Below are 24,894 nucleotides of genomic sequence, written 5' to 3'. Positions count from 1 at the left end.
GGACCCGTTGTCCGGGGCGGTGATCCCGATAATAACGCGGTGGGTTAAACACCGCTTTATTAATCATAGTCATTAAACAATGAAATCACCAAAGTGAGTGATATGATTCGGATTCCTGGAGATTAGCCAAAGCGGTGTGAGCTTTCCCGTAAGCGGGACAGCCACTGTACCGTTTCGTTGTCATCGTCCTGCTGAGCGACGACATAACCGTGTGGTAACGTTTGATCAAGCACTGTTTTTGCTGCGGCGCTTTGCGCAGGGGAATCGAAGGTAATGAGCAACATGTCATTTTTAGGCGTAATGCTTTTAAAATGAATGCCGTTCGCATCCAGATGATGCAGAACTGAGAAGCCGTCTGGCATACTGGCGCCCTGGTTAACCGCGCGAATGGCCAGCGTCGACTCTTGCTGACGCAGCGTTGACCACGTCATCATGAGTATGGTCAGCATCAGTAGAAAAGCGCTGATCCAAATGAGTTGTCGGGCAGTTATGCGTGGTTTAAGCATAAGTTATCCCCGGCTCCCATACTTCTTTTTCCACAGCATGACCAGCGAACCCGCCAGGCCAAAAAAGAGCAGCACCACGGGCAGCAGCATCAGGCATGACATTAGCTGATCTTCATACTTCATAAAGACGGGCGTTTTGCCCAGCAGATAGCCCAGCGACGTCAGGATAAGCACCCACAACAAGCCGCTCATCCAGTTGAAGAACTGAAAGCGCGCGTTATTCAGGCCGGATATGCCGGCAATGGTGGGCAGCAGCGTTCTGACAAACGCGATAAAACGGCCTATCAATAGTGCCGACAGGCCGTGTTTATGGAAAAGGTGATGGGCGCGTTGATGATAATGTGCGGGGAGATGAGAGAGCCAGTTTTGCACGGTGCGGGTATTCCCCAGCCAGCGGCCCTGAATATAGCTGACCCAGCAACCCAGGCTGGCCGCGACGGTAAGCAGCAAAATGGTTTGTGGATAACCCATCGCGCCTTTGGCGATCAGCACGCCGACCAGGATCAACAGGCTGTCGCCAGGCAAAAAGGCGGCAGGGAGCAGCCCATTTTCCAGAAACAAAATCATAAATAACACAAAATATAACATGCCAATCATGGAAGGATTGGCCAGTGTTTCAAAGTCCTGAGCCCACAGGGCATTCAGCAATTGAGTCAGTAGTTCCATTCAGTATTCCTGGAGAATCGGTTAACGTCACGCCGGTGATCTGAGGTTTGCACTGCCGCAACAGAGTTGGAGTTTTTATCAGCGTTGCGGAAACGGCAAATTCGCGGCCTGAACTATTCCTTGTTAAGTTGTGAAGTAAGCAAGCACTAACACACAAAAATTCAAAATGCATCTAATTGTAACAAAGGTCAACGAAGTCCGTTATAGAAATTACGCGTCGTTGAGCTTTGATTTTGCTTATCGCAAAGGAGGGTGGCGAGAGGATTTACACAGGCTGACACTTTATACTTTACGCTGACCGAGCGCCGCGGCAGACGCCATCTACATATAACGTTACGCGAGGATGTTGCGTGTGGATATAAATTCGCTTTACGTCACAGCCTACGGATTGGGAGATTCAGATCTATCGTTACGCCGGATGGCATACGCCATCCGGCATCGATAATCACTTAGCTACGCAAGGCGTTATTCGCCAGACGTTCGTCCTCTGCCTGGCAGGCTGCCGCAGTGAACAGAACATCGGTAGATGAGTTCAGCGCCGTTTCACACGAATCCTGCAATACGCCGATAATAAAGCCGACCGCTACTACCTGCATCGCGATATCGTTCGGGATGCCAAACATGTTGCACGCCAGCGGGATCAGCAGCAATGAACCGCCTGCCACGCCGGAGGCGCCGCAAGCACACAGCGAGGCCACCACGCTCAGCAGCAGCGCTGTAGGCAGATCCACCGGGACGCCTAACGTATGGACTGCCGCCAACGTCAGAACCGTAATGGTAATTGCCGCGCCGGCCATATTGATGGTGGCGCCCAGCGGAATGGAAACGGAGTAAGTATCCCTGTCCAGATTCAGTTTTTCGCACAGCGCCATATTCACTGGAATATTGGCGGCAGAGCTGCGGGTAAAGAAGGCATAAACGCCGCTTTCACGCAGGCAGGCGAACACCAGCGGATAAGGGTTGCGACGAATTTTCCAGAATACCAACAGCGGGTTGACCACCAGCGCGACCAGCAGCATACAGCCAATCAAGACGACCAGCAGGTGCGCATAGCCCCACAGGGTGGAGAAGCCGGTGGTTGCAAGCGTTGATGAAACCAGACCAAAAATACCGACTGGCGCGAAACGGATCACCAGTTTCACCATAAAGGTCACGGCGTTAGACATATCGTTCACGAGGTTTTTGGTGGTTTCATTGCCATGACGCAGGGCAAATCCCAGACCGACGGCCCACACCAGAATCCCGATATAGTTAGCGTTCAGCAGCGCGTCGATGGGGTTCGACACCATGCTCATCAGCAGACCGCGCAGGACTTCTACAATGCCGGACGGCGGCACGATATCCTGGGCGCTACTGGACAGATGCAGGGTTGAAGGGAAGGCGAAGCTGAACACAACGGCCGCCAGCGCGGCTGAAAAGGTGCCTAGCAGGTAAAGAAAGAGAATAGGGCGAATATTGGTTTTTTGACCGTGCTGGTGGTTGGCGATCGAGGCCATGACCAGCATCAGCACCAGAACGGGGGCGACCGCTTTTAAGGCGCCGACGAACAGGGTGCCAAGCAAGCCAACCGCTTCTGCCGCAGGCTTAGAAATCCATGCCAGTAAAATCCCCAGTACCAGACCCACTAAAATTTGTTTAACCAGACTGCCTTGCGCTAAACGCTGCAGTAGCCCTGATGCTCGTTGCGTAGCCATTTCATGTTCCTTGTATTGTGTTGCTGGTCATCCCCTGCACGCTCTTACGGCGCATCTTTCAGGATGTAATAAAGTGTTTGCCTGGTTGAGTATAAGGAAAGTTGAAGGTTCGGGAAGCGAAATATCCTGGATTTTTTGCTGCGATCATGTTTTATAACTTTATATTAACAGTATTGTGACATGTTAAACAAAAACGCCCGGCAGGTGCGCGCTGCCGGGCGTTTTTGACGGGGCAGGTTTACCCCGATAAAAGATTATTGCGCTCGCAGTTTCTTATCGCGCTGATGGTTAACCCAGGCGTTAATCACCAGCGTAATGGTCAGAATGCCAAACACTACGCCCAGCGAAATCGCGATAGGAATATGGTAGAAGTCGACGATCAGCATCTTAATGCCGATAAAGACCAGAATGACCGCCAGACCATATTTCAGCATCGAGAAGCGTTCCGCCACGCCGGACAGCAGGAAGTACATCGCGCGCAGTCCTAAGATGGCAAACAGGTTAGAGGTCAGTACGATGAACGGGTCGGTGGTGACCGCAAAGATCGCCGGAATACTGTCAACGGCGAAGATTACATCGCTGAACTCAACCATAATCAGCACCAGCAGCAGCGGCGTGGCATACAGCAGGCCGTTTTTACGTACGAAAAAGTGCTCGTTCTCGATCGTATCGGTCATACGCAGATGCCCGCGCAGCCAACGCACCATCGGTTTTTCGCCAATGCCGGATTCGTCTTCCTTCGCCAGCGCCATTTTTACGCCGGTAAACAGCAGGAAGGCGCCGAACACATACAGCAGCCATTCGAACTGAGTGATAAGCCAGGTACCGGCGAAAATCATGATAGTACGCAACACGATCGCGCCAAGAACCCCATACACCAGCACCCGGCGTTGCAGAGCCGGAGGGACGGAGAAATAGCTAAACAGCATCAGCCAGACAAAGACGTTATCTACGGCCAGCGACTTTTCAATCAGATAGCCGGTAAGGAACGCCAATGCCTGCGGGTCAGCAACTTCGCGCCCTTGCGTTTCAGCCAGATACCACCAGAAAGCAGCGTTAAACAGTAGCGAGAGCGTTACCCACAGGATTGACCATCCTGCTGCTTGTTTCATCGACATCGCATGTGCGCCACGGCGTCCCTGCAACAACAGGTCGATGGATAGCATTATCACCACAACAACCGCGAATCCACCCCATAATAATGGCGTACCAACAGTATTCATTATTTCTCCCTATGCAAAAAAAAACGGCTAACGCCGAATGGCATTAGCCGCTGCTTTTATGCATAGACCTTGCCATTCGGCAAGGTCTCACTTACAACAATAAAGGAATACGCTGACGCATTCCTTTATGGCTGCCCGGTGACCGGATGTGGTTTTGCACACATCGTAATGACGATCGACCGACAATGAAGTTACTCCCCTTTGCGCGTAACAAAGTATGACAGGCCACGCGTAGAGTCAATGACCTGTAACATATAATTTACATAATTTTACGCAGTAAGGGGATGGGTCAGATCGTCCGCCGGGAAGATGACCCCGGTTTGACGGCGTATTTCTGTCAGCCATTTTGCCGTGGCGCGACTTAGCGACAACCCCGGATGTTCCACGGCATGGTTTTCAATAAGCTGGGCAAACGCCCCGGCTTCATACAGCATGGTATTAATATGCTGAGGCTGGGTCAGATCCTGCATCAGCGCGCCGCGCGGCGCAAAACACACTTTCTGGCATTCCGACAGCTTTTCAATGACCAGCGATCCCCTCTCGCCCTGAATTTCACTGGCCAGTACCGAGTCGCTGACTTTGGAATGCTGTAGCGTGACGCTAAAATCGCCGTAATCCATAACCACGACGCCGTGCGCATCTACTCCGCTTTCCAACAAATTCGCCGACGCCTGAACGCTGCGCGGCTCGCCCCATAGCGCGATCGCCGACGCCAGACAGTAATACCCGATATCCATAATCGAACCATTGGAGAAGGCCGGATTAAACGTATTCGGATTTTCACCGTTCAGATAGCGCTGATAACGTGAAGAGTACTGGCAGTAATTTAGTAATGCTTTATGCATTCTGCCGATTTTCGGCAACGATTCCCGCAGCAGCAGAAAATTGGGCAGGCAGGCGGTTTTAAAGGCTTCAAACAGTACCCGCTGGTTATCGCGCGCGCAGGCGATAGCGGCATCAACCTCCGCCAGGTTAGAAGCCAGCGGCTTTTCGCACATGACATGTTTTTTATGCTGCAAAAAGCGCTGTGTCTGGGAGAAATGCAGGGAGTTCGGGCTAGCGATATAAATCGCCTCAATCGCGTCGCTTTGCGCCATCGCTTCCAGCGAGGTAAACAGATGCTCGACGGGATAATCATTTGCGAAAGACTGCGCCTGTTCAAGACTACGGGAGTAAACGGCGGCGAGCCTGAATTTGCCGGTTTCATGGGCGGCGTCGACAAACTGGCGCGTGATCCAGTTAGTCCCAATTACAGCGAAACGTATCATAAACGTCAGCGGACTCCAGAAAGGGATTTTTCGTCAATGTAGCACGCCTTTCCGCCCTTGCCAGTGCGCTGCGACGCACTCTGGCATTTTACTGGCGAGAAGGGCACCCGTGTGCGCTATCAGCCCCAATAGTGACGCCAGCGCCCAGATATTTAGGCTGACGGTGCAAAATTTTGGCATCCAGCACCGCGCTAACCCGCGCCAGCTTTTCCCGAAGTCGTGTGTAGGTTCCGTGCCTTTTATTCAGATCCGGCGCGTTAACGCCGATAGCGTCAATGCCATATTGTTGCGCCAGCCAGATCGCCCGTTGATTATGGAATGCTTGCGAGATAATCGTAATGCGGCTTTCGCCAAACACTTTCCGGGCGCGAACTACGGAGTCCAGCGTGGAGAATCCGGCATAATCACAAAAAATGGCCGCTTCCGGCACACCTTTCGCTATCAGCGCCTGCTGCATCGCCGAAGGTTCATCGTACTCTTTTTTGCCATTATCGCCGCTGACTAACAGCCACTTCACTTTACCGGCGTGATACAACGCGGCGGCAGTATTAATCCGCCGGGTAAAATACCGATTGCCGGGTTTAGCGCCTAACACCAGCCCGACGTTGCGGGCGGGAACGGTCTGAATGTCATTCCATGTCAGATGCTGCGAGGCGTTGACGATAAGCCAGTTGGAATAGAAAAGCGCGACGCCTGCTGCGACAAGCAGAAAACACGCCACTGTTAACGCCCGGCGTGTAAAACAGAGGCGGCGGATAAAACGGGCACATTGTGAGAGCATGGTTGTTGCGCGGTTCCGTTGGCGGTGGATAAAAAATACCCTCTACAGATCGTCATCCTTGACGTGGCGGCAGGCAATGAGCGAAATGTGAACGCGCCGATTTTATGCCCACGCCGTTAAAAAGATACGGGGGAAGGGGCATTTTCAGAATTTATTGTGCCGACAGCGCCTGATGCGTCAGCCACAGTCGCGTATCAAACTCCAGTTGATGGTACTGCGGTTCCATATGGCAGCAGAGCTGATAAAACGCTTTGTTATGATCTTTCTCTTTCAGGTGCGCCAGCTCGTGAACCACAATCATCCGTAAGAATGGCTCCGGAGCGTTGCGAAACACGGTAGCGACGCGGATCTCCGCCTTTGCCTTGAGCTTGCCGCCCTGAACGCGCGAGACAGCGGTATGCAGTCCCAGCGCATTTTTCAGCACATGGATCTTGCTGTCATACATCACTTTATTGATGGGCGGCGCATTGCGCAGAAACTGACTTTTCAGTTCCTGAGTATAGTGATATAGCGCTTTGTCAGTGGCGTAATCATGCGCGCCGGGATAACGTTTTTCCAGCACCGCTCCCAGGCGCTGCTCGGCGATTAAGGTGCGCACCTGGGCAAGGAGATGTTCCGGATACCCCTGAAGGTAAGTTAGTGAGGTCATCAAAGCTCCATGTTGCTGATAAAAAGTGTATACTCACGCACCCTTTTCAGGGATAACGCCGCAATTTTACCATTCAGGAGGCCTAATGAGCCACGTAGACGACGGTTTCCGTTCACTGACGCTGAAACGTTTTCCGCAAACGGATGATGTTAACCCGCTTCTGGCGTGGGAGGCGGCCGATGAGTATCTGCTGCAACAGTTAGATGAGACGGAAATTCGCGGCCCGGTGCTGATCCTGAATGATACGTTTGGCGCGCTAAGCTGTGCGCTGGCGGAGCATTCGCCATACAGTATTGGCGATTCGTATTTAAGCGAACTGGGTACGCGAGAGAATTTACGCCATAACGGCATCGCGGAGTCCAGCGTAACGTTTCTCGACAGTACCGCTGACTACCCGCAGGCGCCGGGCGTGGTATTGATTAAGGTACCGAAAACGCTGGCGTTGCTGGAACAGCAGTTACGCGCTTTGCGTAAGGTCGTTACGGCGCAAACGCGTATTATCGCCGGCGCGAAAGCGCGAGATATTCATACCTCTACGCTGGAACTGTTTGAAAAAGTGCTGGGCCCAACCACGACGACGCTGGCGTGGAAGAAAGCGCGCCTGATTAACTGTACCTTCAGTCATCCGCAACTGGCCGACGCGCCGCAAACGCTAAGCTGGAAACTGGAAGATACAGGCTGGACGATTCACAACCACGCGAATGTGTTTTCTCGTACCGGATTGGATATCGGCGCGCGCTTCTTTATGCAGCATTTGCCGGAAAACCTCGACGGGGAGATTGTCGATCTCGGCTGCGGCAATGGGGTGATTGGCCTGAGCTTACTGGCGAAAAATCCGCAGGCGAACGTGGTATTTGTCGATGAATCGCCGATGGCGGTAGATTCCAGCCGTTTGAATGTAGAAACGAACCTGCCGGAAGCATTCGAACGCTGCGAATTTATGATCAACAACGCGCTCTCCGGCGTGGAGCCGTTCCGTTTTAACGCTGTGTTCTGCAACCCGCCGTTCCACCAGAAACATGCGCTGACGGACAATATCGCCTGGGAGATGTTCCATCACGCCCGCCGCTGCCTGAAAATCAACGGCGAACTGTATATTGTGGCGAACCGCCATCTGGACTATTTCCACAAGCTGAAGAAGATTTTCGGTAATTGCGCGACGATAGCAACCAACAATAAGTTTGTTATTTTGAAAGCGGTGAAGCAGGGACGCCGTCGATAAGGCGCTCAAGCGTCATACCGGCCTATAAAACCGGTATGACGGCATAGGCCCGATAAGCGCAGCGCCATCAGGCAAAGTCGTTAAATCTCCAGCGCCAGTCGGGTGCCCTGGGCAATCGCCCGTCGGGCATCCAGCTCCATCGCGACATCGCATCCGCCGATAAGATGTACCGTTTTACCTGCGGCGCGTAACGGGTCCGCCAGCTCGCGGCGAGGTTCCTGTCCGGCGCAGATCACCACATGATCCACTTCCAGCAACTGCGGTTCGCCGCCGATCAAGAGATGTAATCCGTCGTCGTCGATCTTCTGGTAACTGACCGCCGGGATCATCTTCACGCCGCGCGCCAGTAACGTCGCGCGATGGATCCAGCCGGTGGTTTTTCCTAATCCTTCGCCCGGCTTGCTGGCTTTGCGTTGCAGCATGACGATTTGCCGTGGACTACGTGCCAGGCGCGGGCCTTCCGGACGCAGACCGCCTGCCTGCTGCAGGCTGGTATCAATTCCCCATTCCGTACAAAACTCAGCAATATTTTGGCTGGTGGATTCGCCGTGCTGGCTCAGATACATGGCCGTGTCAAAACCGATCCCGCCGCAGCCGATGATCGCCACTCGCTTACCAACCGGCGCTTTATCGCGCAATACCTCCAGGTAGGTCAATACTTTTGGATGATCGATACCGTCTATCGGCGGGCGGCGCGGTACTATTCCGCAGGCGAGGATCGCTTCGTCAAACGGCTGAAGATCCTCTGCGTTCACCCGTTGGTTCAGTTTCAGCGTAACGCCAGTAACATCGATCATTCGACGGTAGTAGCGCAGCGTTTCGTAAAACTCCTCTTTACCCGGGATCTGCCTGGCGATAGTAAACTGACCGCCAATTTCACTCTGGGCGTCAAACAGCGTGACATGATGGCCGCGCGACGCGGCGTTAATCGCGAAAGCCAGCCCCGCCGGGCCTGCGCCGACAACGGCCAGATTCTTTTTGCGTATGGCCGGCGCTATCGGCATGTGGGTTTCGTGACAGGCGCGCGGGTTCACCAGACAGGAGGTCACTTTGCCGATGAAGATCCGATCCAGACAGGCCTGATTACAGCCGATACAGGTATTGATCTCATCTGCGCGTCCGGATTGCGCTTTAGTCAGGAATTCGGCATCGGCAAGGAAGGGACGCGCCATCGACACCATATCGGCATCGCCGCGCGTCAGGATCGTCTCGGCGATCTGCGGATCGTTAATGCGATTGGTCGCGATCAGCGGAACCGACACATGACCTTTGAGTTTCCGCGTCACCCAGCTAAAGGCGCCACGCGGTACTGGCGTGGCGATGGTCGGGATTCGCGCCTCATGCCAGCCAATGCCGGTATTAATTAGGCTTGCTCCTGCGGCTTCAATGGCTTGCGCCAGTTGTACCGTTTCGTCGAACGTGCCGCCATTTTCCACCAGATCGAGCATCGACAGGCGATAGATAATAATAAAGTTGTTCCCTACCCGCTGGCGTACCGCGCGTACTACCTCAACCGCGAAGCGCATACGGCTGGCATACTCGCCGCCCCATTCGTCATCGCGATGGTTAGTTCGCCGGGTGAGAAATTCATTAATCAGATAGCCCTCTGATCCCATCACCTCTACGCCGTCGTAGCCTGCTTCCCGCGCCAGTTGCGCGCAATGCGCGAAGTCGTCGATTAACTGCAAGATTTCATCATGCGTCAGTTCATGCGGCATAAAGCGGTTGATTGGCGCCTGAATTGCCGACGGCGCGACCAAGTGCGGCTGATAGCTGTAACGCCCGGTGTGCAGAATTTGCAGCGCGATTTTACCGCCTTGCGCATGTACGGCATCGGTCACCACGCGGTGAGGCGTTAATTGGCTGGCATCGTTCAGCATCGCGCCGCCGGTCATCACGACCCCGGAGGGAACGGGCGCAATACCGCCGGTGACGATTAACGCTACGCCGTGTCGCGCGCGCTCGGCATAAAATGCCGCCAGGCGCTCGGCGCCATCAGGATGTTCTTCCAGACCCGTGTGCATCGATCCCATCAGCACGCGGTTTCTGAGAGTAGTAAAGCCCAGATCGAGCGGGGCGAACAGCGACGGGTAGCTCATAAGCGTATCCAGTATGTAAAATTATTGTTATGTGGTCGGATGAGTTACTACTGTAGCCGTCGCGAGGTAAAAGGGAAAAGGGGAATGTGGTGATTGTGATGGGATTCAAAAAAGAGGCCGCGACCCGGGGAAAACAGGCCGGATAAGCATAGCGCCATCCGGCATCGTCTTTAAACCTCTTCAACGCTCACCTGCATCGCCGCCAGCGCATTACGCGCTGATTTCAATACCTGTTCGCACAGTTCAATGGTTAGCGTGAGCGGTGGCTCGATACGAATTGTTTTCGCATTATTCAGCGTACCAGCGACCAGCACGCGTTGACGGAACATCTCACTGGCAAAACGGTAGCCCGTTTCGTTATCGACAAATTCAATGGCCATTAACATACCTTTGCCGCGCGCATCGTGTACCAGATTGGGATATTCACGCGCAAGTTGTCGAAAACCATCCAGGAGCGTATCGCCTTTTTGTTCCGCCTGGGCCGGGAGATTTTGCTCCAGCAGGACGTTAATGGTCGCCAGCGCGGCAGCACAAGCCAGCGGATTACCGCCAAAAGTGGTGGTATGTAGGAAGGGGTTGTCGAACAGAACCGAAAACACCTCTTCAGTCGCGATGGTGGCGCCAATCGGCATCACGCCGCCGCCCAGGGCTTTCGCCAGACACAGAATATCAGGCTGCACATTTTCGTGCTCGCAGGCAAACATCTTGCCGGTACGCCCCATGCCGGTTTGTACTTCATCCAGAATCATCAGCGCGCCGAATTCATCACAGAGCTTACGTACCTCTGTCAGGTATCCCTGCGGCGGTAGGATCACCCCGCCTTCACCCTGAATAGGCTCCAGAATCACGGCTGCTATCTCGTCGCCCGTTTTTTTGCCTTCGCTAAATGCCATGCTCATCGCGTCGATATTGCCAAACGGCACATGGCGGAAGCCCGGCAGTAAAGGCATAAAGGGTCTGCGGAAGGTGGATTTGGCCGTGGCGGAGAGCGCGCCCAATGATTTGCCGTGAAATGCGCCGCTGGTGGCGATAAAGGTAAACTTGCCGCGCGGCGACTGATACGCTTTTGCCAGTTTTAGCGCCGCTTCGACGGATTCGGTGCCGCTGTTACAGAAAAAGCTGTACTTGAGTTTCCCCGGTGTCAGCGCCGCCAGCGTTTTTGCCAGCATCGCCCGCAAGGGATCAAGTAACTCCTGGCTGTGGAGAGGTTGTTTTGCGAGTTGATTCTGGACGGCGGATACCACAACAGGATTACGGTGCCCCACGTTAAAGATGCCAAACCCCCCAAGACAGTCGATAAACTCCTGCCCCTGGGTGTCGACAAGCGTATTCAAACTGCCCGCTTGCCACTCTACGGCTCCGTAATCCCCGCCGGCGGTAACAGATTTCCGGTATTCCAGAAATCCTGGATTTACATGCTCTTTAAAGTAGTCAATGACCTCTCGGTTTAGTGCTTTCATTTCCTCATGGTTTAGCGTTCGCTTCTCGATGAGATTCAGTGCGTGCGCGCTACAGGCCAAAGCCGATGCGCTGGAAGGTAACCTGTTCAAAATGAGCTCCAGAGGGCCGTGTATCACATGATACTGAATTAAGTATTGCAGGGATTAGCGGGGGTCTAAGCCCATAGTGAAAATCGGGATAAACACCATGAATAATCACATTTACACAACATTTAATGTCATGCGTTAACAATTGGATGCATTTTGAGCAGATCTTGTTTTACGGTTTACGGTGTGTTGCGTTAGCGGCAGCGTGAGAAAAAGGTGAGCCAGGGCAGATTTTAAAGAAAAAGGTTGTCCACGCTAAACAATTTCATAATGAAAATAAGGCGCAGGATGAGGTGAAAATCGTACAAATATTAAGGATTAATCGCAAATTGCGATCCAGAGCAATTTTAACAACTAAAGATAAATAGATTAGCGCCGAAATAACATCTGAGCGAAAAATTAACATCCAGATAACCTGCACAGGACGCTATCATGTCTTCTCATCCCTACGTCAGCCAGCTAAATACCCCGCTGGATGATGATACCACTCTGATGTCTACGACCGACCTGGAAAGCTATATCACTCACGCCAATGACACTTTTGTCCAGGTGAGCGGCTATCAGTTAAACGAGTTACTGGCGCAGCCACATAATCTGGTGCGTCATCCGGATATGCCGAAAGCTGCCTTCGCAGATATGTGGTACACCCTAAAACAGGGCGAACCGTGGAGCGGCATTGTGAAAAACCGGCGTAAAAACGGCGACCATTATTGGGTGCGGGCCAACGCGGTACCGATGATACGTGAAGGGCGTGTGACGGGATATATGTCGATCCGTACCCGCGCCACGGATGATGAGATTGCCGCCGTCGAGCCTTTATATCAGGCGCTAAATGAAGGGCGGTGTAGTAAACGTATTCATAAAGGCCTGGTGGTTCGTCAGGGCTTGCTGGGCAAACTGCCCGCTATGCCTGTTCGCTGGCGAGTGCGTAGCATTATGGGGCTAATGGCCGTAATGCTGGCTTTGGCGCTGTTTGGTACGGATGCCTCATGGCAGGCGTTGTTGTTGGGCGCGTTGGCGATGCTGGCAGGTACGGCGCTATTGGAATGGCAAATTGTGCGTCCCATTGAAAATGTGGCGACGCAGGCGCTGAAAGTGGCGACCGGCGAACGCAACAGCGTACAACATCTTAATCGTAGCGATGAGTTGGGGCTGACGCTGAGGGCCGTGGGGCAGCTTGGCTTGATGTGCCGCTGGCTGATCAATGACGTATCAAGTCAGGTTTCCAGCGTCAGAAACGGCAGTGAAAGGCTGGCGAAGGGTAACAATGATCTGAACGAACACACCCGTCAGACCGTGGAGAATGTTCAGGAAACGGTAACGACCATGAACCAGATGGCGGAGTCCGTGAAGCTCAATTCCGAGACGGCTTCCGCTGCGGATAAGCTTTCCATGGCGGCCAGTAGTGCGGCGACTCAGGGAGGTGAGGCGATGGATACGGTGATTAAAACGATGGATGATATCGCTCACAGTACGCAACGTATCGGGACGATCACCACGCTAATTAACGATATCGCTTTTCAGACGAATATCCTGGCGCTGAATGCGGCGGTAGAAGCGGCGAGAGCGGGCGAGCAGGGGAAAGGGTTTGCCGTGGTTGCTGGCGAGGTACGTCATCTTGCCAGCCGTAGCGCTAATGCGGCGAACGATATTCGTAAATTAATTGACGCCAGCGCAACAAAGGTGCAGTCAGGCTCCGAGCAGGTTCACGCCGCAGGCCGTACCATGGATGACATTGTAGCCCAGGTGCAAAATGTCACCCTGCTTATCGCACGGATCAGCCAGTCGACGCAGGAACAGACAGATGGGCTTTCCAGCCTGACTCGCGCCGTGGACGAGTTGAACCGCATAACCCAGAAAAATGCGGCGCTGGTGGAAGAGAGCGCACAAGTCTCCGCGATGGTAAAACACCGTGCCAGCCGGCTGGAGGATGCGGTCACGGTACTGCATTAAGTTTATTTGTAGGTAGCAACGGTAATGACATCCGCCCGGTAGCAACAAGCTTACCGGGCGGATGCGCTCTGATAGAAGGCGGTGCCTGCCATCATAGAGAGTATCAGTGGCCTGTGATGTTAAAAATAATGTGATATTTATTCCTTCTTCTTGTCTACCTATTAATAGGTATAAGCTCAGTTGATAAATAAGAAATGGTTAACCTTTTAGCGTATTTCTTTCATTATTAGTGCCAATTTATGTCACTTTTGGTTCATCTTTCTGTGAACAATAAATATTACTTACTAATAATGTTCCGAAATAAAAAGCGATCAATATCATAAAGTTAGTAACATTATTGCCGATAAATCTTCCTGTATGAGGATATGCAATCCCAGGGAGAAAATATGTTTTTGCATAACATTAAAATACGTTCAAAATTATTTATGGCCTTTGGCTTATTCATTGTTCTCATGGTGGTGAGTTCCGCTCTGTCTTTGTTTAGCCTTGATCGGGCTAATACGGGTATGCAGGACATTATTACCAATGATTATCCCACCACGGTAAAAGCCAATCTGTTAATCGATAATTTTAATGATTTCATCATCGCGCAGCAGCTCATGTTACTGGATGAAGAGGGGCGCTGGAGCCAAAGCTCGCAGAAAGAACTCAGTGAGATAAGCCAGCGTATTTCGGCGTTACTGGATGAGCTTTCCAGGGAAAATAGTCACGATGCGGATTCACAGAAAATCATTAATGAGATCCGTGAAGCGCGCCAGCAATACCTGGAGTCCAGATTCCGTATTTTGAAAGATATTCAAAGCAATAATCGTCAGGCGGCCATTCAGGAGATGATGACCAGAACGGTGCAGGTGCAAAAAGTCTATAAGGACAAAGTCCAGGAACTTATCGCTGTTCAGGACGCTCAGATGCATGAAGCGAGCGTGCAGGTCAAAGAGGATTTTAAAAATAATCGGACGCTGTTAATCACTTTGGCGCTGATAAGCATCGCCGCCGGAGGCGTAATGGGATGGTATATTGTGCGTTCTATTACCCGGCCGCTTAATGACGCAGTACGCTTTGCCGAGGCGATTGCCGATGGCGATCTGACTCGTCATATCACCACCGACTATAAAGATGAAACAGGCGTACTACTGCAAGCGTTAATGGCGATGAAAACGCGTCTGCTGGATATCGTACAGGAAGTGCAAAACGGTTCGGAGAGTATCTCCACGGCGGCGGCGCAAATTGTCGCCGGTAACCAGGATTTGGCGGCGCGTACGGAAGAGCAGGCCAGCTCGGTTGAAGAAACGGCGGCGTCAATGGAACAGATTACCGCCACGGTTAAAAACACAGCCGATCATACCAGTGAAGCGACCAAACTCTCTGCCGGCGCCGCCAGCGTGGTGAAAAACAATGGGGAGATGATGAATCAAGTGACGCAGAAAATGCGCGTCATTAACGATACGGCAAATCGTATGTCAGATATCATCAATATCATTGATTCTATTGCCTTTCAGACCAATATTCTGGCGCTGAACGCGGCGGTTGAAGCGGCGCGCGCGGGCGAACATGGACGTGGTTTTGCCGTTGTCGCCGGAGAGGTTCGCCAGTTGGCGCAGAAGAGCGCCTCGTCGGCCAGTGAAATCCGTAATTTGATTGAAGATTCAACCAGTCAGACTCAGGAAGGGATGCACCTGGTGGAGAAAGCCAGCGCCCTGATTAATGGCATGGTGGATAACGTCGAAGAGATGGATGTGATATTACGTGAGATTGGGCAGGCCAGCCGCGAGCAAACTGACGGTATTTCGCAGATTAACAGCGCGATTGGCCTGATTGACGCCGCCACGCAACAAAACTCCTGCCTTGTGGAAGAGTCTGTTGCCGCCGCAGCGTCGCTGAACGAACAGGCGTTACATTTAAAAGAGCTGGTTAACGTGTTCCGCGTCCGCGAAGAGGACACGCAGCCCGCTTAATCCAGTTCGGCGATTTCCAGCGCCGCGCGATCAATCACGCCGATAATGCGTTTGATTTGCGCGTCGTTGATATCGCTGTGGTTTATCCGCAGATCCAGCACGGCCTTGAAGTTATCCAGCGCCCGCTTCATCTGCGGATTTTTACGTAACTCCATGCCCACACAACGGGCTTTTAGCCGCGCCTGAATATGCGTCAGGTGTTCGCGATTTTCATCAAGCCATTGCGCGCCGTTCGCGGTAATCGCGATTTTTTTCCGCCCGCCTTCTTCGTCGCTAATCGTGATAAATTGCTGATCCTGTAAAAAATCCAGCGTAGGGTAGATCACGCCAGCGCTTGGCGTATAGCCGCCCCCCGTCAGGTTTTCTATCGCTTTAATCAGTTCATAGCCGTGGCTGGCGTCCCGGGTCAGGATATCAAGAATGACCAGCCGAAGTTCCCCGTGGCCAAAAAATCGCTGGCGTCGACCACCGCCCTGTCCATGACGACCACAGCCGTGTCCGTGACGGTGTTCGCCGCCGCAACTGGCGTTCTCATGCTGATGCGCGCTATGGCAGCCTTCATGCTGATGTTCTCGATCTTTACAGCAGCCGTCGTGCTTATGATCCCGGTTTTTGCAACACCCTTCATGTTGATTTTGCATCATTGCCTCCTGCTTATTTAGATATATCTAATTTATATCTAAATGATGGGTTTTAGCAAGGGTAAAAGCCATTGTTGATATAATCTATTAATTTATAACATTTTATTCTAAGGTTATAGTTAGCGACGCGTTGCCAGAACACTATCAAAAAACAGTTGCATTTTTACTGATTAACAATCATTATCATTTAAAACTTTAATTTAGATATATCGTATTACTTCACGAAGGCAAAAAATGACGACATCATCCGCACGCTATCCACAGCGTGTTCGTAATGAACTGCGTTTTCGCGAGCTGACCGTTCTGCGGGTAGAACGTATTAGCGCAGGATTTCAGCGGATCGTACTTGGCGGCGAGGCGCTGGACGGTTTCACCTCCCTGGGCTTTGACGATCACACGAAAGTTTTTTTCCCTGAGCCAGGCTGTCGCTTTACGCCTCCGACAGTCACTGAGGAAGGCATTATCTGGGGGGAGGGCGTTCGTCCGGTCTCCAGGGATTACACGCCGCTGTATGACGAGGCGCGTCGCGAGCTGGCGCTGGATTTCTTTATCCACGATGGCGGCGTAGCCAGCCGTTGGGCAATGGAAGCCCGTGAAGGCGATATACTGACGATCGGCGGGCCGCGCGGTTCGCTGGTGGTGCCGGAAGATTATGCCTGTCAGGTTTATGTCTGCGATGAGTCCGGTATGCCTGCGCTACGTCGTCGTCTGGAATCGCTTAGTCGTCTGCCTGCGCGCCCTGCGGTAACCGCGCTGGTGAGCATTCAGGATGCCGCATATCGCGATTATCTCGCCCATTTGACGGATATTACTGTGGAATATGTTGTTGGCGGCGATGAACAGGCATTGCAAACGCGCCTGTCGCAGCTGGCAATACCAGAATCAGACTATTTCATCTGGATTACTGGCGAAGGCAAAACGGTAAAACGTTTAAGTCAGTGCTTTGAAAAGGGGTTTGATCCACACCTGGTACGTGCGGCAGCCTATTGGCATCGTAAATAGCGGTATGGGGCGAGCCCTGTCAGAAACAAAAAAGCCACTCTATCGAGTGGCTTAATTGTATGATTTTAAAGCTAAAATTTGGTGGCCCCTGCTGGACTTGAACCAGCGACCAAGCGATTATGAGTTAGAATGCAACTTCTTACCTGAAAATACTTATCTATAATTTTCAGTAACTTAATTGATATGAAAATACTGTATAAATAACCAGAAATACTCTAAAATACTCCTTTGCGGTATCCTATAGGTATCCTAGAGCAAAACAAGCGATTTTCAGGATACCCCGATCGCTTGGTGTGGAGTGTTTGTGGAAACATTCAAATTTACGAAAACTAAGCTCGAAAACCTCCCACCTGCCGAACGTGGCCAGGTTGAGTACGGCGATACCATCGTTAATGGTCTGCGCATCCGTATTGGCACCAGTGGTGTGAAAAGCTTCTGTATCTCACGTAAGAGAAATGGAAAATTCATCCGGGCCACGCTGGGCCGTTTTCCGGATCTTACTATTGATAATGCCAGGGCAAAGGCACTCGAAATGTTGGGTGACGTAGCGACCACCGGGAAAAATCCTAATGTGGAAAAGCGTGTCAATGAGAAGGCATCTGTCACGCTTGCTGATGCGCTGGATGCCTATATTAAGAACCGTGGCCACCGCCTTAAACCCACAACCGAAAAGCAATATCGCGCTATCTTGCAAAATTACTCCGGCGACTGGATGAAACAGTCCCTCGCTACTATTTCGCGTGATCGTGTTGAGCATCGTCACAAAGCAGTAACTGATGGTTCAGTCTGGTTTGGCGCTGATAAAGAAACGCTCAGGGCTGGGGTAGGAAGCGGTAGCAAAGCTCAGGCTGACCTGTGGGCCAGAGCTCTGCGCGCCGTATATCGTTTCGCACATGATCATTATCGTGATGAAGAAGGGAGAACGCTGTTACCTGACCCGCCAACACAGGTGCTGAGTACAAAGCGTCAGTGGCATGGCACGATCAGAAAGACAGAGCGCATCCGCACCCATGACTTTGCTCGTTGGTTAAATGCCGTCGCTGTAGTTCGTGATAAGGCCGAAGAAGGACGAGATGATGTAGCTGCCGCAATATGTGACGCTGTAGAAATGTCGATGTTCACCGGGCTGCGTAAATCTGAAATATTCGAACTAACCTGGAATCGGGTAAATATTGGCGGTCGTTATTTCTGGATAGATACCACCAAGAACGGCGATCCGCTCGAGCTTCCGATCACTGAAACTCTGCTGAATCTGTTCCGGCGCCGACTGAAAATGAAAAACGGAAATGAGGCTTTAGTGTTTCCTGGAGTTAAAGGAGTCATTAAAGAATATCGCCATGTAATTGATCGAATCAGTGCCGCCACCGTCCCAGACCCCAATCCTGATTTGCTCCAGCCAATCCCATTCAAATGGCACGATGCCCGCCGTACATTCGGTACAGTTGCCGAGCTGGTGGGCGTTGGTAGTTATATCCTCAAGCGACTAATGAACCACCGAACGATGAGAAGTGCAGATGTTACTCAGGGCTATCTTCATTTTGGTGTTGATGAACTACTCGAGCCAGCTATCAGAATTGAACGGGCTGTTATTGAATATGCTGGCTTGGTGGAAAGTAAAAGAGGAATAGATGCTCAGTTACTGTCCGTCATGGAAAATTTAAGTGATGAAGATAAACGTAAGCTTTTATTTGATCTGCTGAATTCTAACAATGCTGAGGAAAAATCATGAGCCTGGAAAAATACTTAGATTCTGGACGGCTAAATTTTGTTGATGTTTTCATGCGCACTGCTAGAAATTTTGGAGATCTACAATTTAACTATAAAAGAGACTTAGGTAACGAACTAAAAAAAGATATCAACAGAATATCTCGTGGGCATTTGAAGTCTATTTTACAAAAAATGCGCAAAGATAAACCGTCAAAGGATGATGCTGATTTTGAAGAGCAAACACTGGCCAAGGTGTTTTTTATATTGGAGGCTCATGATTTTACTACATTAGCGGAAGATATGGCTTTAGTTATTGAAAGAAGAAATATAAAAGAGCGCTGTCAGAAAATTATATATAAAGAAATTGCTGAGGGATCAGCATTTAAGCAGCGTAGCATTGCGGCATCTGGCCCACGACACCGCCTATATGATGAAATCGTGGCAATTATGAAATCTACCTGGAAACATAATCCGGCACTTTCAAAAAGAAAAATGATCTCAAAATTATTGATACGTTATGAAGATAAAGTGGATGAAAAAACGCTAAAAGATTGGATAACAAAAGGAAAACTGGCTCCACCAAGACCCAGACAGAACAAAAATTCAGATCTGGTTATCCCACCAGAATATGCCAGCAAAAAAATATTTGAGGGAGGGGGGGAAGTAGCTCCTCACCCCCATAATCATGTACTCACCTTATAGAAAAAAATCAAAAAATTATAGTAGCTCCGTTGCTAACCAGACATACACGGAGCTACTTATGCATTTGGTTGAATCGAATTATTCTAAAAGACTCACTCGTAATGAGGCCGCAGCTCATCTTGGTGTGAACCCATAGACGCTGGCGAACTGGGCGCATACTGGCAAGGTAAAAATTCCCTTTCATAAGGTCGGTAGGAAGGTCATTTACTTCAAGTCTGATCTGGATGCTTATCTGGATTCCACCCGCAGAACGCAGACGGTTTAAGGAGCTGGATATGGCACATAAAACAAAGGCGGCCATGCCGGGCCGCTATTTATCTAAGATGTTCATTTCTATTTATAACATCTTATGCATCCATAATGAGATAGGCTCAATGATTTTTATGTATCCTCCATATGCCCAAACAAATGTGCCAAATATTGTTAAACCGACACCGATGACCTCTGCTTTTATTTCTTCTCGTACTTCAATGCGAGCTTTTGAAATATTTTCTTCTCTCATTCTCTTAGATTCTTCAGGACTTAGCGGAGGACCTGTAACCCCACTACGTGAGTTAATTTCAGCTTCGCGGTTAGATAGTTTTTTTAAAGTTGTGAATTTTATTGTATACAGTAATCCGAATACTGAAATGATCGCTCCAGAGCTTGCAAATAAATTCATGTCATTAAGATATTGCCCAAATAAAAAACTTGCACCGCAGAATACAATTAATAGGATTAGTGATGTTTTTGCACCAAGTATCTTGAAAAAGATGGTTCTGAATTTTTTCATTACTAATTATCTCAATATTATAAGCGTGATTCAATTTTTTGGCTCAATACCACGTCTCCGTAACTCCGCTCTACCTAACTCCTTTAGCCAGTTACTGGTACTGGTGTTTTCAGCTTGCGCTAGCTCATCAAATTGTTTGCGTAGTTCAGCAGGAATGCGGATTGGTAGCATTGGTGACTTGCCGCCACCCTTAGGTTGTTTATCTCGAGATATTGACATGTATATGCCTATAGGTTTATGGTTAACTCAAATAGGCATATACAATAACATGTGTGAGTCTATAAAAACAACGCCCCGTAGTGCTCGCAACACATACAGGGCGTCTAACCAAACCGTTAGTTGAGGTAACAGTTATGGCTGATAAACAGCATACCCAAACTCACCCCAAATTTACATGGCTATTCCTCGGTATAACGAAAGGACAGACCTGCACGCCTGTAGTTATCCGCATCGCTGCCGACACCGAAGAAGAAGCTCACGAGTGGTATTTCCGCAGGGATCTGACCTTTGTTACAAAGATTCGCTCTGAATGTTTGCTGTACCAGTACGTCAACGGCGCCTATGAGTTGACGATTCCCGGACAGGAGGTACTTCATGGCTAACAAAACCACCCTGATAAATGACCTCCCCATTTGGCAGGAAGTTGATAGCGCGTTGGGGCAGGTTTTGTCCCTACAAATTGCGCTTGAGCTGGCTGCTCATGAAATGGATAAGGACGATGTTGTTGCCGCGATGTGTGGCATACGGCATCTGGTTTACCACGTGGCTGGGGAACTCGAGAATGTTGGCAAAATGGAGGTGCGTCATGCCTAACCAGCCACAAGTTTACGAAATTTTTGACGTGGTTCGTCGGTCTGATGGGATGGTTATGAATCATATCTCATCTGGCAATCGCTATATGGTCTATACGCTAAACGGATTGGTATCGGTTAGGACATTAATGGCAGACGAAATTGTGGGTACTCCTAAACTCTTTGAGCTGATTCTTGAACGCGCCGGTTATCGCGTAACACCAGTCAAAAAGGACTAACGCCATGAAAAAGAAAATTAACAGCTTAACTGCTGGTGGTCAGACTCGGCCTGAAATCCTTCCGGGCGATATTTTCAAGGATAACCGGGGCGAACGGGTAACGGTGAAAATGGTTACTGATAACCGGATTACGTATATCAGGGAGGGTTATTCCGGAGAGTGTGTTTTCCCGGTCGAACGGTTTGAAAGGGAGTTCAGCCTGGTGAAACGTCAGACATTCAGCGAATGGTGCAAGTCAAACAACACAGTAGAAAAAATTCAGTATTTGCGGGCTTTAATTGCTGCTAAGAGAGCTGGCAAATGAAACGTGCTCCGAACTTAAAATTTCTGCCAAAGGAAAAATTCACAGAGGCAATCATTTTTGCCGGGGCTGATGCTTACGCTCATGCAAAGGGATGGGAAGAGGGCCTGGGTAAACAAATTGCCGAAGATACAACGCCTCCTGTCTGGCTGGGGCCTAAGCAACTGGCGGAACTGGATAACCTGCAAATTATTGATAAGGGGCGGCATAGTGCTCGTGTATATCTGGCAGGGAACATTGAACCGAGACTGATAAACGCCATTGGCGAGAAGCTGGCGCAGGCAGGAGTGCAAGATGCCAAGCTATACAAGGGGATTCCCGACCACCAGCCGGAGAACTGGAAAGAGTATCTTTCACGTTTGCGCGAACGGATTGAGGATTCTGTACTAGAGGATTCTATGCGTCATAGTTTGCCGCTGAGCGTTGGATCTGATGGATATGACCAAGAACAAGATTACACGCTAAAAAGCTATCTCCCTGCTAACAGCCTGAGCAGTATTTACGGCCCCAGTGGATCTTACAAAAGTTTTCTAGCTGTATCCTGGGCCTGCCATGTTGCGGGGGGATTTAAATGGGCTGGAAAATCTGTCTCACCAGGTGCTGTGATGTACGTTGTTGGAGAAGGGGGGATCGGTGTTCCACGCCGTATTAAAGCATGGGAGAAATTGCATCATGTGAAGCTGGATAATCTTTTTCTGGTCAATCGTCCTGTCTTCCCGGTGCGTCGTGAGGAAACAGAAGAGATGATAAAAGCTGCAAAGGATGTGAAATACCGAACGGGACAGCCGGTACGCCTGATCGTCGTAGATACGCTGGCCCGTTGTTTTGGCGGTAATGATGAGAATGATGCCCGGGATATGGGGGCGTTTATTGAAGGCTGCGACGTTATAAAGCGTGAAACCGGTGCCACATTACTAGTGGTCCACCATTCTGGTAAGGATGATACAAAGGGAGCTCGGGGCTCCAGCGCATTCAGGGCTGCACTTGATGCAGAGTTTAACATTCGGCGTGAGGGGGAAGGTGGGGCAATAATTCTTACCTACACCAAGATGAAAGATGCAGAAGAACCCAAACAAGCTGCTTTCGATTTGCGTACGGTAGAACTGTTCACCGACCGCGATGGTGAAATAGTCTCGTCGCTGGTTGTTCGTGATATACCACGTGAAGCAAGGGAGTTGGACCCTGAACTGGCGGAGATTAAGAATCTGACGGGCAATCATGCAGCACTCTGGCAGAGTATTCGCAGCAGGAAAGCAAAAGGAGAAACATGCAACAAAGCTGTTTTGCGTGATGATATGGAGGCCATGATGGGAGATAAGGCTAGAAAATCCTTTCACCAAATGGCTGGAGAAACTGATCCGCGATGGGCTAATAGAGGTCGATTATCAAGGCGTGATTACACTACTCTCAGGCGAATAATTGCGGCAGCAAATGCGGTTGGTGCGCTAATTATTTAAAATCTGTGCTGTTGCCGCACTTCTTTCATATATACCTGGAAAAAGTGCGGCGGTAAGTTGATATGTCCTTAACTCCGCATGAGCACTGGGTTTGTGCCATTTTAACCCATATTGCTTGCCGCACTCACATGCGGCAAAAGAAAATGCGGCGTGAAATGCGCAAAGAGCGGCAAGGGTGATTTGGATTTTAGAACGTAAGCGAGCAAAGGTACTATGTACACTTTGATTCAGCTTGTTCGTACTACATTATCGCTATTCACTCCTCATCACTCCAATTCACAATACTATGCTAATTCTACAGATCTTTTAAAGATCTTGTGTGTTGTGATCTTGCGCAATGAGAAATGTTGTGCCATTATCCTTACAAGTTGAGTTCTATCTGCTTAAGGAGGTTAGAATTATGGACTTGTCCAAGGCTAACTTTTACAGTTTTATCGACCAATATGCTGACATAACTGGCGCGTCGCCAAGTACTGCAGGTAACGTCCGTAGCGTTTGCTATTTGGTTAAAGAGTCCCTTTCTGACAGTGTACCTGCAGATAAGTGGGATACGACCGGCATTATTAACACTTACGTTATGGCCAATGGTATTGCTGAGGATACGCAAAAATCCTACATCAGCCGCTTTAACGGAGCTGTCGCAAAATTTATTGCGTATGAGAAAGGCGAAGATGTGACAGTGAAGCAGCGTAGATCGCCTGTGAAAAACAGCCAATCATCGCCGGTCAGTTTGCAGAATACTTTAGTCAAAACCTTTGAACTGCCGATTCCTCTTCGTGACGAACTTACCGTAATCATTGGTAATCTTCCTCGTGATTTGACCAAAGACGAGGCGAGAAGGATCAGTACCATTATTGAGTCCTTTGCGGTTTCACAACCAGCAAACGACTAAACAAAAAAGCCCTGCTTGGTAGCAGGGCTTTAGGGGGAAGAAAATGGATTTTCTTCCAGAGTGCAGATTAACCGCAGCTCTTTAAGCGTGAGAACTTAAGAATAGCGGTTAACCTGCGTAGTTACAAGGCTGGATAGGATTACAGCTTGTACATAAAAACAGGTAATGTTTATGGCTAACGGAATCTGTCCAAAATGTGGTAACGCTTGTGAGGTCATATTTAGACCCTACAAACGCAACCCTGACGGGACCCTGAGTTATCCTAAACGGGCGAAGGTATTTGCTATCCCCGTGTGCAACTGCTAAGTGTTAGTTGCTTTGAAATCAACCCGACTTCGGTCGGGTTTTTTGTATTCAAAACATCCTTCTATAAGATAAATTATCTAGCGGATCTACTTAGCTAAATAATCAACCACTTATCAGTCAATTGATATAATAGACAGTATCGCATACTTTAAAGTTTGCTTTGTTTTTTAATGCATTGAATTTATTGGTTAATTTTCAAAATCAGAAAGGTTAGTGGTTTAAGGGATATTTATTTAATTTTATAGGTCTGGAGTCGAGACATGCCAATCACAAATGAAGAACGTATTGAACATATGGAAAAGTTTAATCTAACCAGTTTGGACACAATGCCTACTGCTGATTACCGGGAGGCATTAGAACAAGAAGCTTTTTTTTGGGACGATCCGCACGGTTTCATTATGCATACCCTTTCTGGGGAACGTATCGTCACAAATACAGAACAACTTGATGCCTTACTTGAGCATTTGGAAGGATACAGGGCTCTGTTACCAGATCCCCCGATGTGGATGAGCGAGAAGTAA

At 50.0% G+C, this 24,894-nt stretch carries 23 protein-coding genes and 2 pseudogenes; 15 read left to right on the top strand and 10 right to left on the bottom strand.

Translation table 11 applies throughout. The annotated features are described in order from the left end of the window. Positions 1-122: 122 nt before the first annotated feature. From mzrA to ABVM99_RS06870, 7 genes are all read right to left on the bottom strand, one after another. Positions 123-506: an EnvZ/OmpR regulon moderator MzrA gene (gene mzrA / locus ABVM99_RS06900; RefSeq protein WP_000917516.1), complete on the bottom strand. Its 384-nt coding sequence runs from the start codon at positions 504-506 to the stop codon at positions 123-125. Positions 507-509: 3 nt separating this feature from the next. Then, positions 510-1,172, bottom strand: a complete 663-nt coding sequence (yqjA, locus tag ABVM99_RS06895; RefSeq protein WP_000422143.1) for a DedA family general envelope maintenance protein YqjA — start codon at positions 1,170-1,172, stop codon at positions 510-512. 449 nt (positions 1,173-1,621) lie between these two features. Continuing rightward, the gene (gene sstT / locus ABVM99_RS06890) at positions 1,622-2,866 is read right to left on the bottom strand and encodes a serine/threonine transporter SstT (protein ID WP_000235363.1); all 1,245 of its coding nucleotides are present in this window, start codon (positions 2,864-2,866) and stop codon (positions 1,622-1,624) included. A 254-nt stretch (positions 2,867-3,120) separates the two neighbouring features. Continuing rightward, positions 3,121-4,089, bottom strand: a complete 969-nt coding sequence (locus ABVM99_RS06885) for a TerC family protein (RefSeq protein WP_001098833.1) — start codon at positions 4,087-4,089, stop codon at positions 3,121-3,123. A gap of 269 nt (positions 4,090-4,358) precedes the next feature. Beyond that, positions 4,359-5,357, bottom strand: a complete 999-nt coding sequence (locus tag ABVM99_RS06880; protein WP_023195101.1) for a Gfo/Idh/MocA family protein — start codon at positions 5,355-5,357, stop codon at positions 4,359-4,361. A gap of 88 nt (positions 5,358-5,445) precedes the next feature. Then, complete coding sequence (locus ABVM99_RS06875) at positions 5,446-6,138, bottom strand: vancomycin high temperature exclusion protein (RefSeq protein ID WP_000951045.1); 693 nt, start codon at positions 6,136-6,138, stop codon at positions 5,446-5,448. 151 nt (positions 6,139-6,289) lie between these two features. Further along, a complete protein-coding gene (locus ABVM99_RS06870; RefSeq protein ID WP_000202969.1) occupies positions 6,290-6,787 on the bottom strand; it encodes a M48 family metallopeptidase in 498 nt (165 codons plus the stop codon). 85 nt (positions 6,788-6,872) lie between these two features. On the opposite strand from ABVM99_RS06870, the gene rlmG reads away from it, so the two are divergent. Beyond that, complete coding sequence (gene rlmG / locus ABVM99_RS06865; RefSeq protein WP_000019989.1) at positions 6,873-8,009, top strand: 23S rRNA (guanine(1835)-N(2))-methyltransferase RlmG; 1,137 nt, start codon at positions 6,873-6,875, stop codon at positions 8,007-8,009. 80 nt (positions 8,010-8,089) lie between these two features. Here rlmG and ABVM99_RS06860 read toward each other — a convergent pair whose 3' ends face one another. After that, positions 8,090-10,108, bottom strand: a complete 2,019-nt coding sequence (locus ABVM99_RS06860; RefSeq protein ID WP_023195102.1) for an NADPH-dependent 2,4-dienoyl-CoA reductase — start codon at positions 10,106-10,108, stop codon at positions 8,090-8,092. A gap of 170 nt (positions 10,109-10,278) precedes the next feature. Beyond that, on the bottom strand, positions 10,279-11,658 hold the full coding sequence (ygjG, locus tag ABVM99_RS06855) for a putrescine aminotransferase (RefSeq protein WP_001520281.1): 1,380 nt from the start codon (positions 11,656-11,658) through the stop codon (positions 10,279-10,281). Between the two features lie 429 nt (positions 11,659-12,087). On the opposite strand from ygjG, the gene ABVM99_RS06850 reads away from it, so the two are divergent. Continuing rightward, positions 12,088-13,608: a PAS domain-containing methyl-accepting chemotaxis protein gene (locus tag ABVM99_RS06850; RefSeq protein WP_001582503.1), complete on the top strand. Its 1,521-nt coding sequence runs from the start codon at positions 12,088-12,090 to the stop codon at positions 13,606-13,608. Between the two features lie 386 nt (positions 13,609-13,994). Next, positions 13,995-15,563, top strand: coding sequence for a methyl-accepting chemotaxis protein (locus tag ABVM99_RS06845; RefSeq protein WP_023195103.1), 1,569 nt, complete (start codon positions 13,995-13,997; stop codon positions 15,561-15,563). Here the strand turns inward: ABVM99_RS06845 and ABVM99_RS06840 are convergent. Further along, positions 15,560-16,207 (bottom strand): PadR family transcriptional regulator, encoded by a 648-nt coding sequence (locus ABVM99_RS06840; protein ID WP_000983434.1) that lies wholly within the window; start codon positions 16,205-16,207, stop codon positions 15,560-15,562. The two genes, ABVM99_RS06845 and ABVM99_RS06840, sit on opposite strands and share 4 nt — an antisense overlap. Positions 16,208-16,438: 231 nt before the next feature. Between ABVM99_RS06840 and ABVM99_RS06835 the strand changes: the two genes are divergently transcribed. From ABVM99_RS06835 to ABVM99_RS06780, 12 genes and pseudogenes are all read left to right on the top strand, one after another. Beyond that, the gene (locus ABVM99_RS06835; RefSeq protein WP_001650769.1) at positions 16,439-17,206 is read left to right on the top strand and encodes a siderophore-interacting protein; all 768 of its coding nucleotides are present in this window, start codon (positions 16,439-16,441) and stop codon (positions 17,204-17,206) included. A 304-nt stretch (positions 17,207-17,510) separates the two neighbouring features. Further along, positions 17,511-18,935: an integrase family protein gene (locus ABVM99_RS06830; RefSeq protein ID WP_001650768.1), complete on the top strand. Its 1,425-nt coding sequence runs from the start codon at positions 17,511-17,513 to the stop codon at positions 18,933-18,935. Beyond that, positions 18,932-19,615 carry a hypothetical protein gene (locus ABVM99_RS06825; protein WP_023195105.1) on the top strand — a complete coding sequence of 228 codons (684 nt, stop codon included), beginning with the start codon at positions 18,932-18,934 and terminating at the stop codon, positions 19,613-19,615. The genes ABVM99_RS06830 and ABVM99_RS06825 overlap by 4 nt, the downstream gene beginning before the upstream one ends. A gap of 58 nt (positions 19,616-19,673) precedes the next feature. After that, positions 19,674-19,880: pseudogene (locus tag ABVM99_RS06820) on the top strand (helix-turn-helix domain-containing protein). A 10-nt stretch (positions 19,881-19,890) separates the two neighbouring features. Continuing rightward, positions 19,891-20,730, top strand: a complete 840-nt coding sequence (locus ABVM99_RS06815; RefSeq protein WP_001650766.1) for a hypothetical protein — start codon at positions 19,891-19,893, stop codon at positions 20,728-20,730. A 10-nt stretch (positions 20,731-20,740) separates the two neighbouring features. Continuing rightward, positions 20,741-20,989, top strand: coding sequence for a host cell division inhibitor Icd-like protein (locus ABVM99_RS06810; RefSeq protein WP_000764070.1), 249 nt, complete (start codon positions 20,741-20,743; stop codon positions 20,987-20,989). Beyond that, positions 20,982-21,200, top strand: coding sequence for a hypothetical protein (locus tag ABVM99_RS06805; RefSeq protein WP_001284750.1), 219 nt, complete (start codon positions 20,982-20,984; stop codon positions 21,198-21,200). The genes ABVM99_RS06810 and ABVM99_RS06805 overlap by 8 nt, the downstream gene beginning before the upstream one ends. Beyond that, a complete protein-coding gene (locus tag ABVM99_RS06800; RefSeq protein WP_001133617.1) occupies positions 21,193-21,417 on the top strand; it encodes a hypothetical protein in 225 nt (74 codons plus the stop codon). The genes ABVM99_RS06805 and ABVM99_RS06800 overlap by 8 nt, the downstream gene beginning before the upstream one ends. A 4-nt stretch (positions 21,418-21,421) precedes the next feature. Next, positions 21,422-21,721, top strand: coding sequence for a DUF4222 domain-containing protein (locus ABVM99_RS06795; protein ID WP_000727198.1), 300 nt, complete (start codon positions 21,422-21,424; stop codon positions 21,719-21,721). Beyond that, positions 21,718-23,137 (top strand): annotated as a pseudogene (locus ABVM99_RS06790) (helicase RepA family protein). The gene ABVM99_RS06795 and the pseudogene ABVM99_RS06790 overlap by 4 nt, the downstream one beginning before the upstream one ends. Before the next feature lie 438 nt (positions 23,138-23,575). Then, positions 23,576-24,067 carry a hypothetical protein gene (locus ABVM99_RS06785; RefSeq protein WP_000365968.1) on the top strand — a complete coding sequence of 164 codons (492 nt, stop codon included), beginning with the start codon at positions 23,576-23,578 and terminating at the stop codon, positions 24,065-24,067. 566 nt (positions 24,068-24,633) lie between these two features. Beyond that, positions 24,634-24,894: a hypothetical protein gene (locus ABVM99_RS06780; protein WP_001123052.1), complete on the top strand. Its 261-nt coding sequence runs from the start codon at positions 24,634-24,636 to the stop codon at positions 24,892-24,894.

Source organism: Salmonella sp. SJTUF15591, assembly GCF_043356435.1.
In the GTDB taxonomy this organism is placed as follows: Bacteria; Pseudomonadota; Gammaproteobacteria; order Enterobacterales; family Enterobacteriaceae; genus Salmonella; species Salmonella enterica.
Note: the sequence above shows the minus strand (reverse complement) of the source record. Positions and strands in the feature narration are given on the sequence as shown.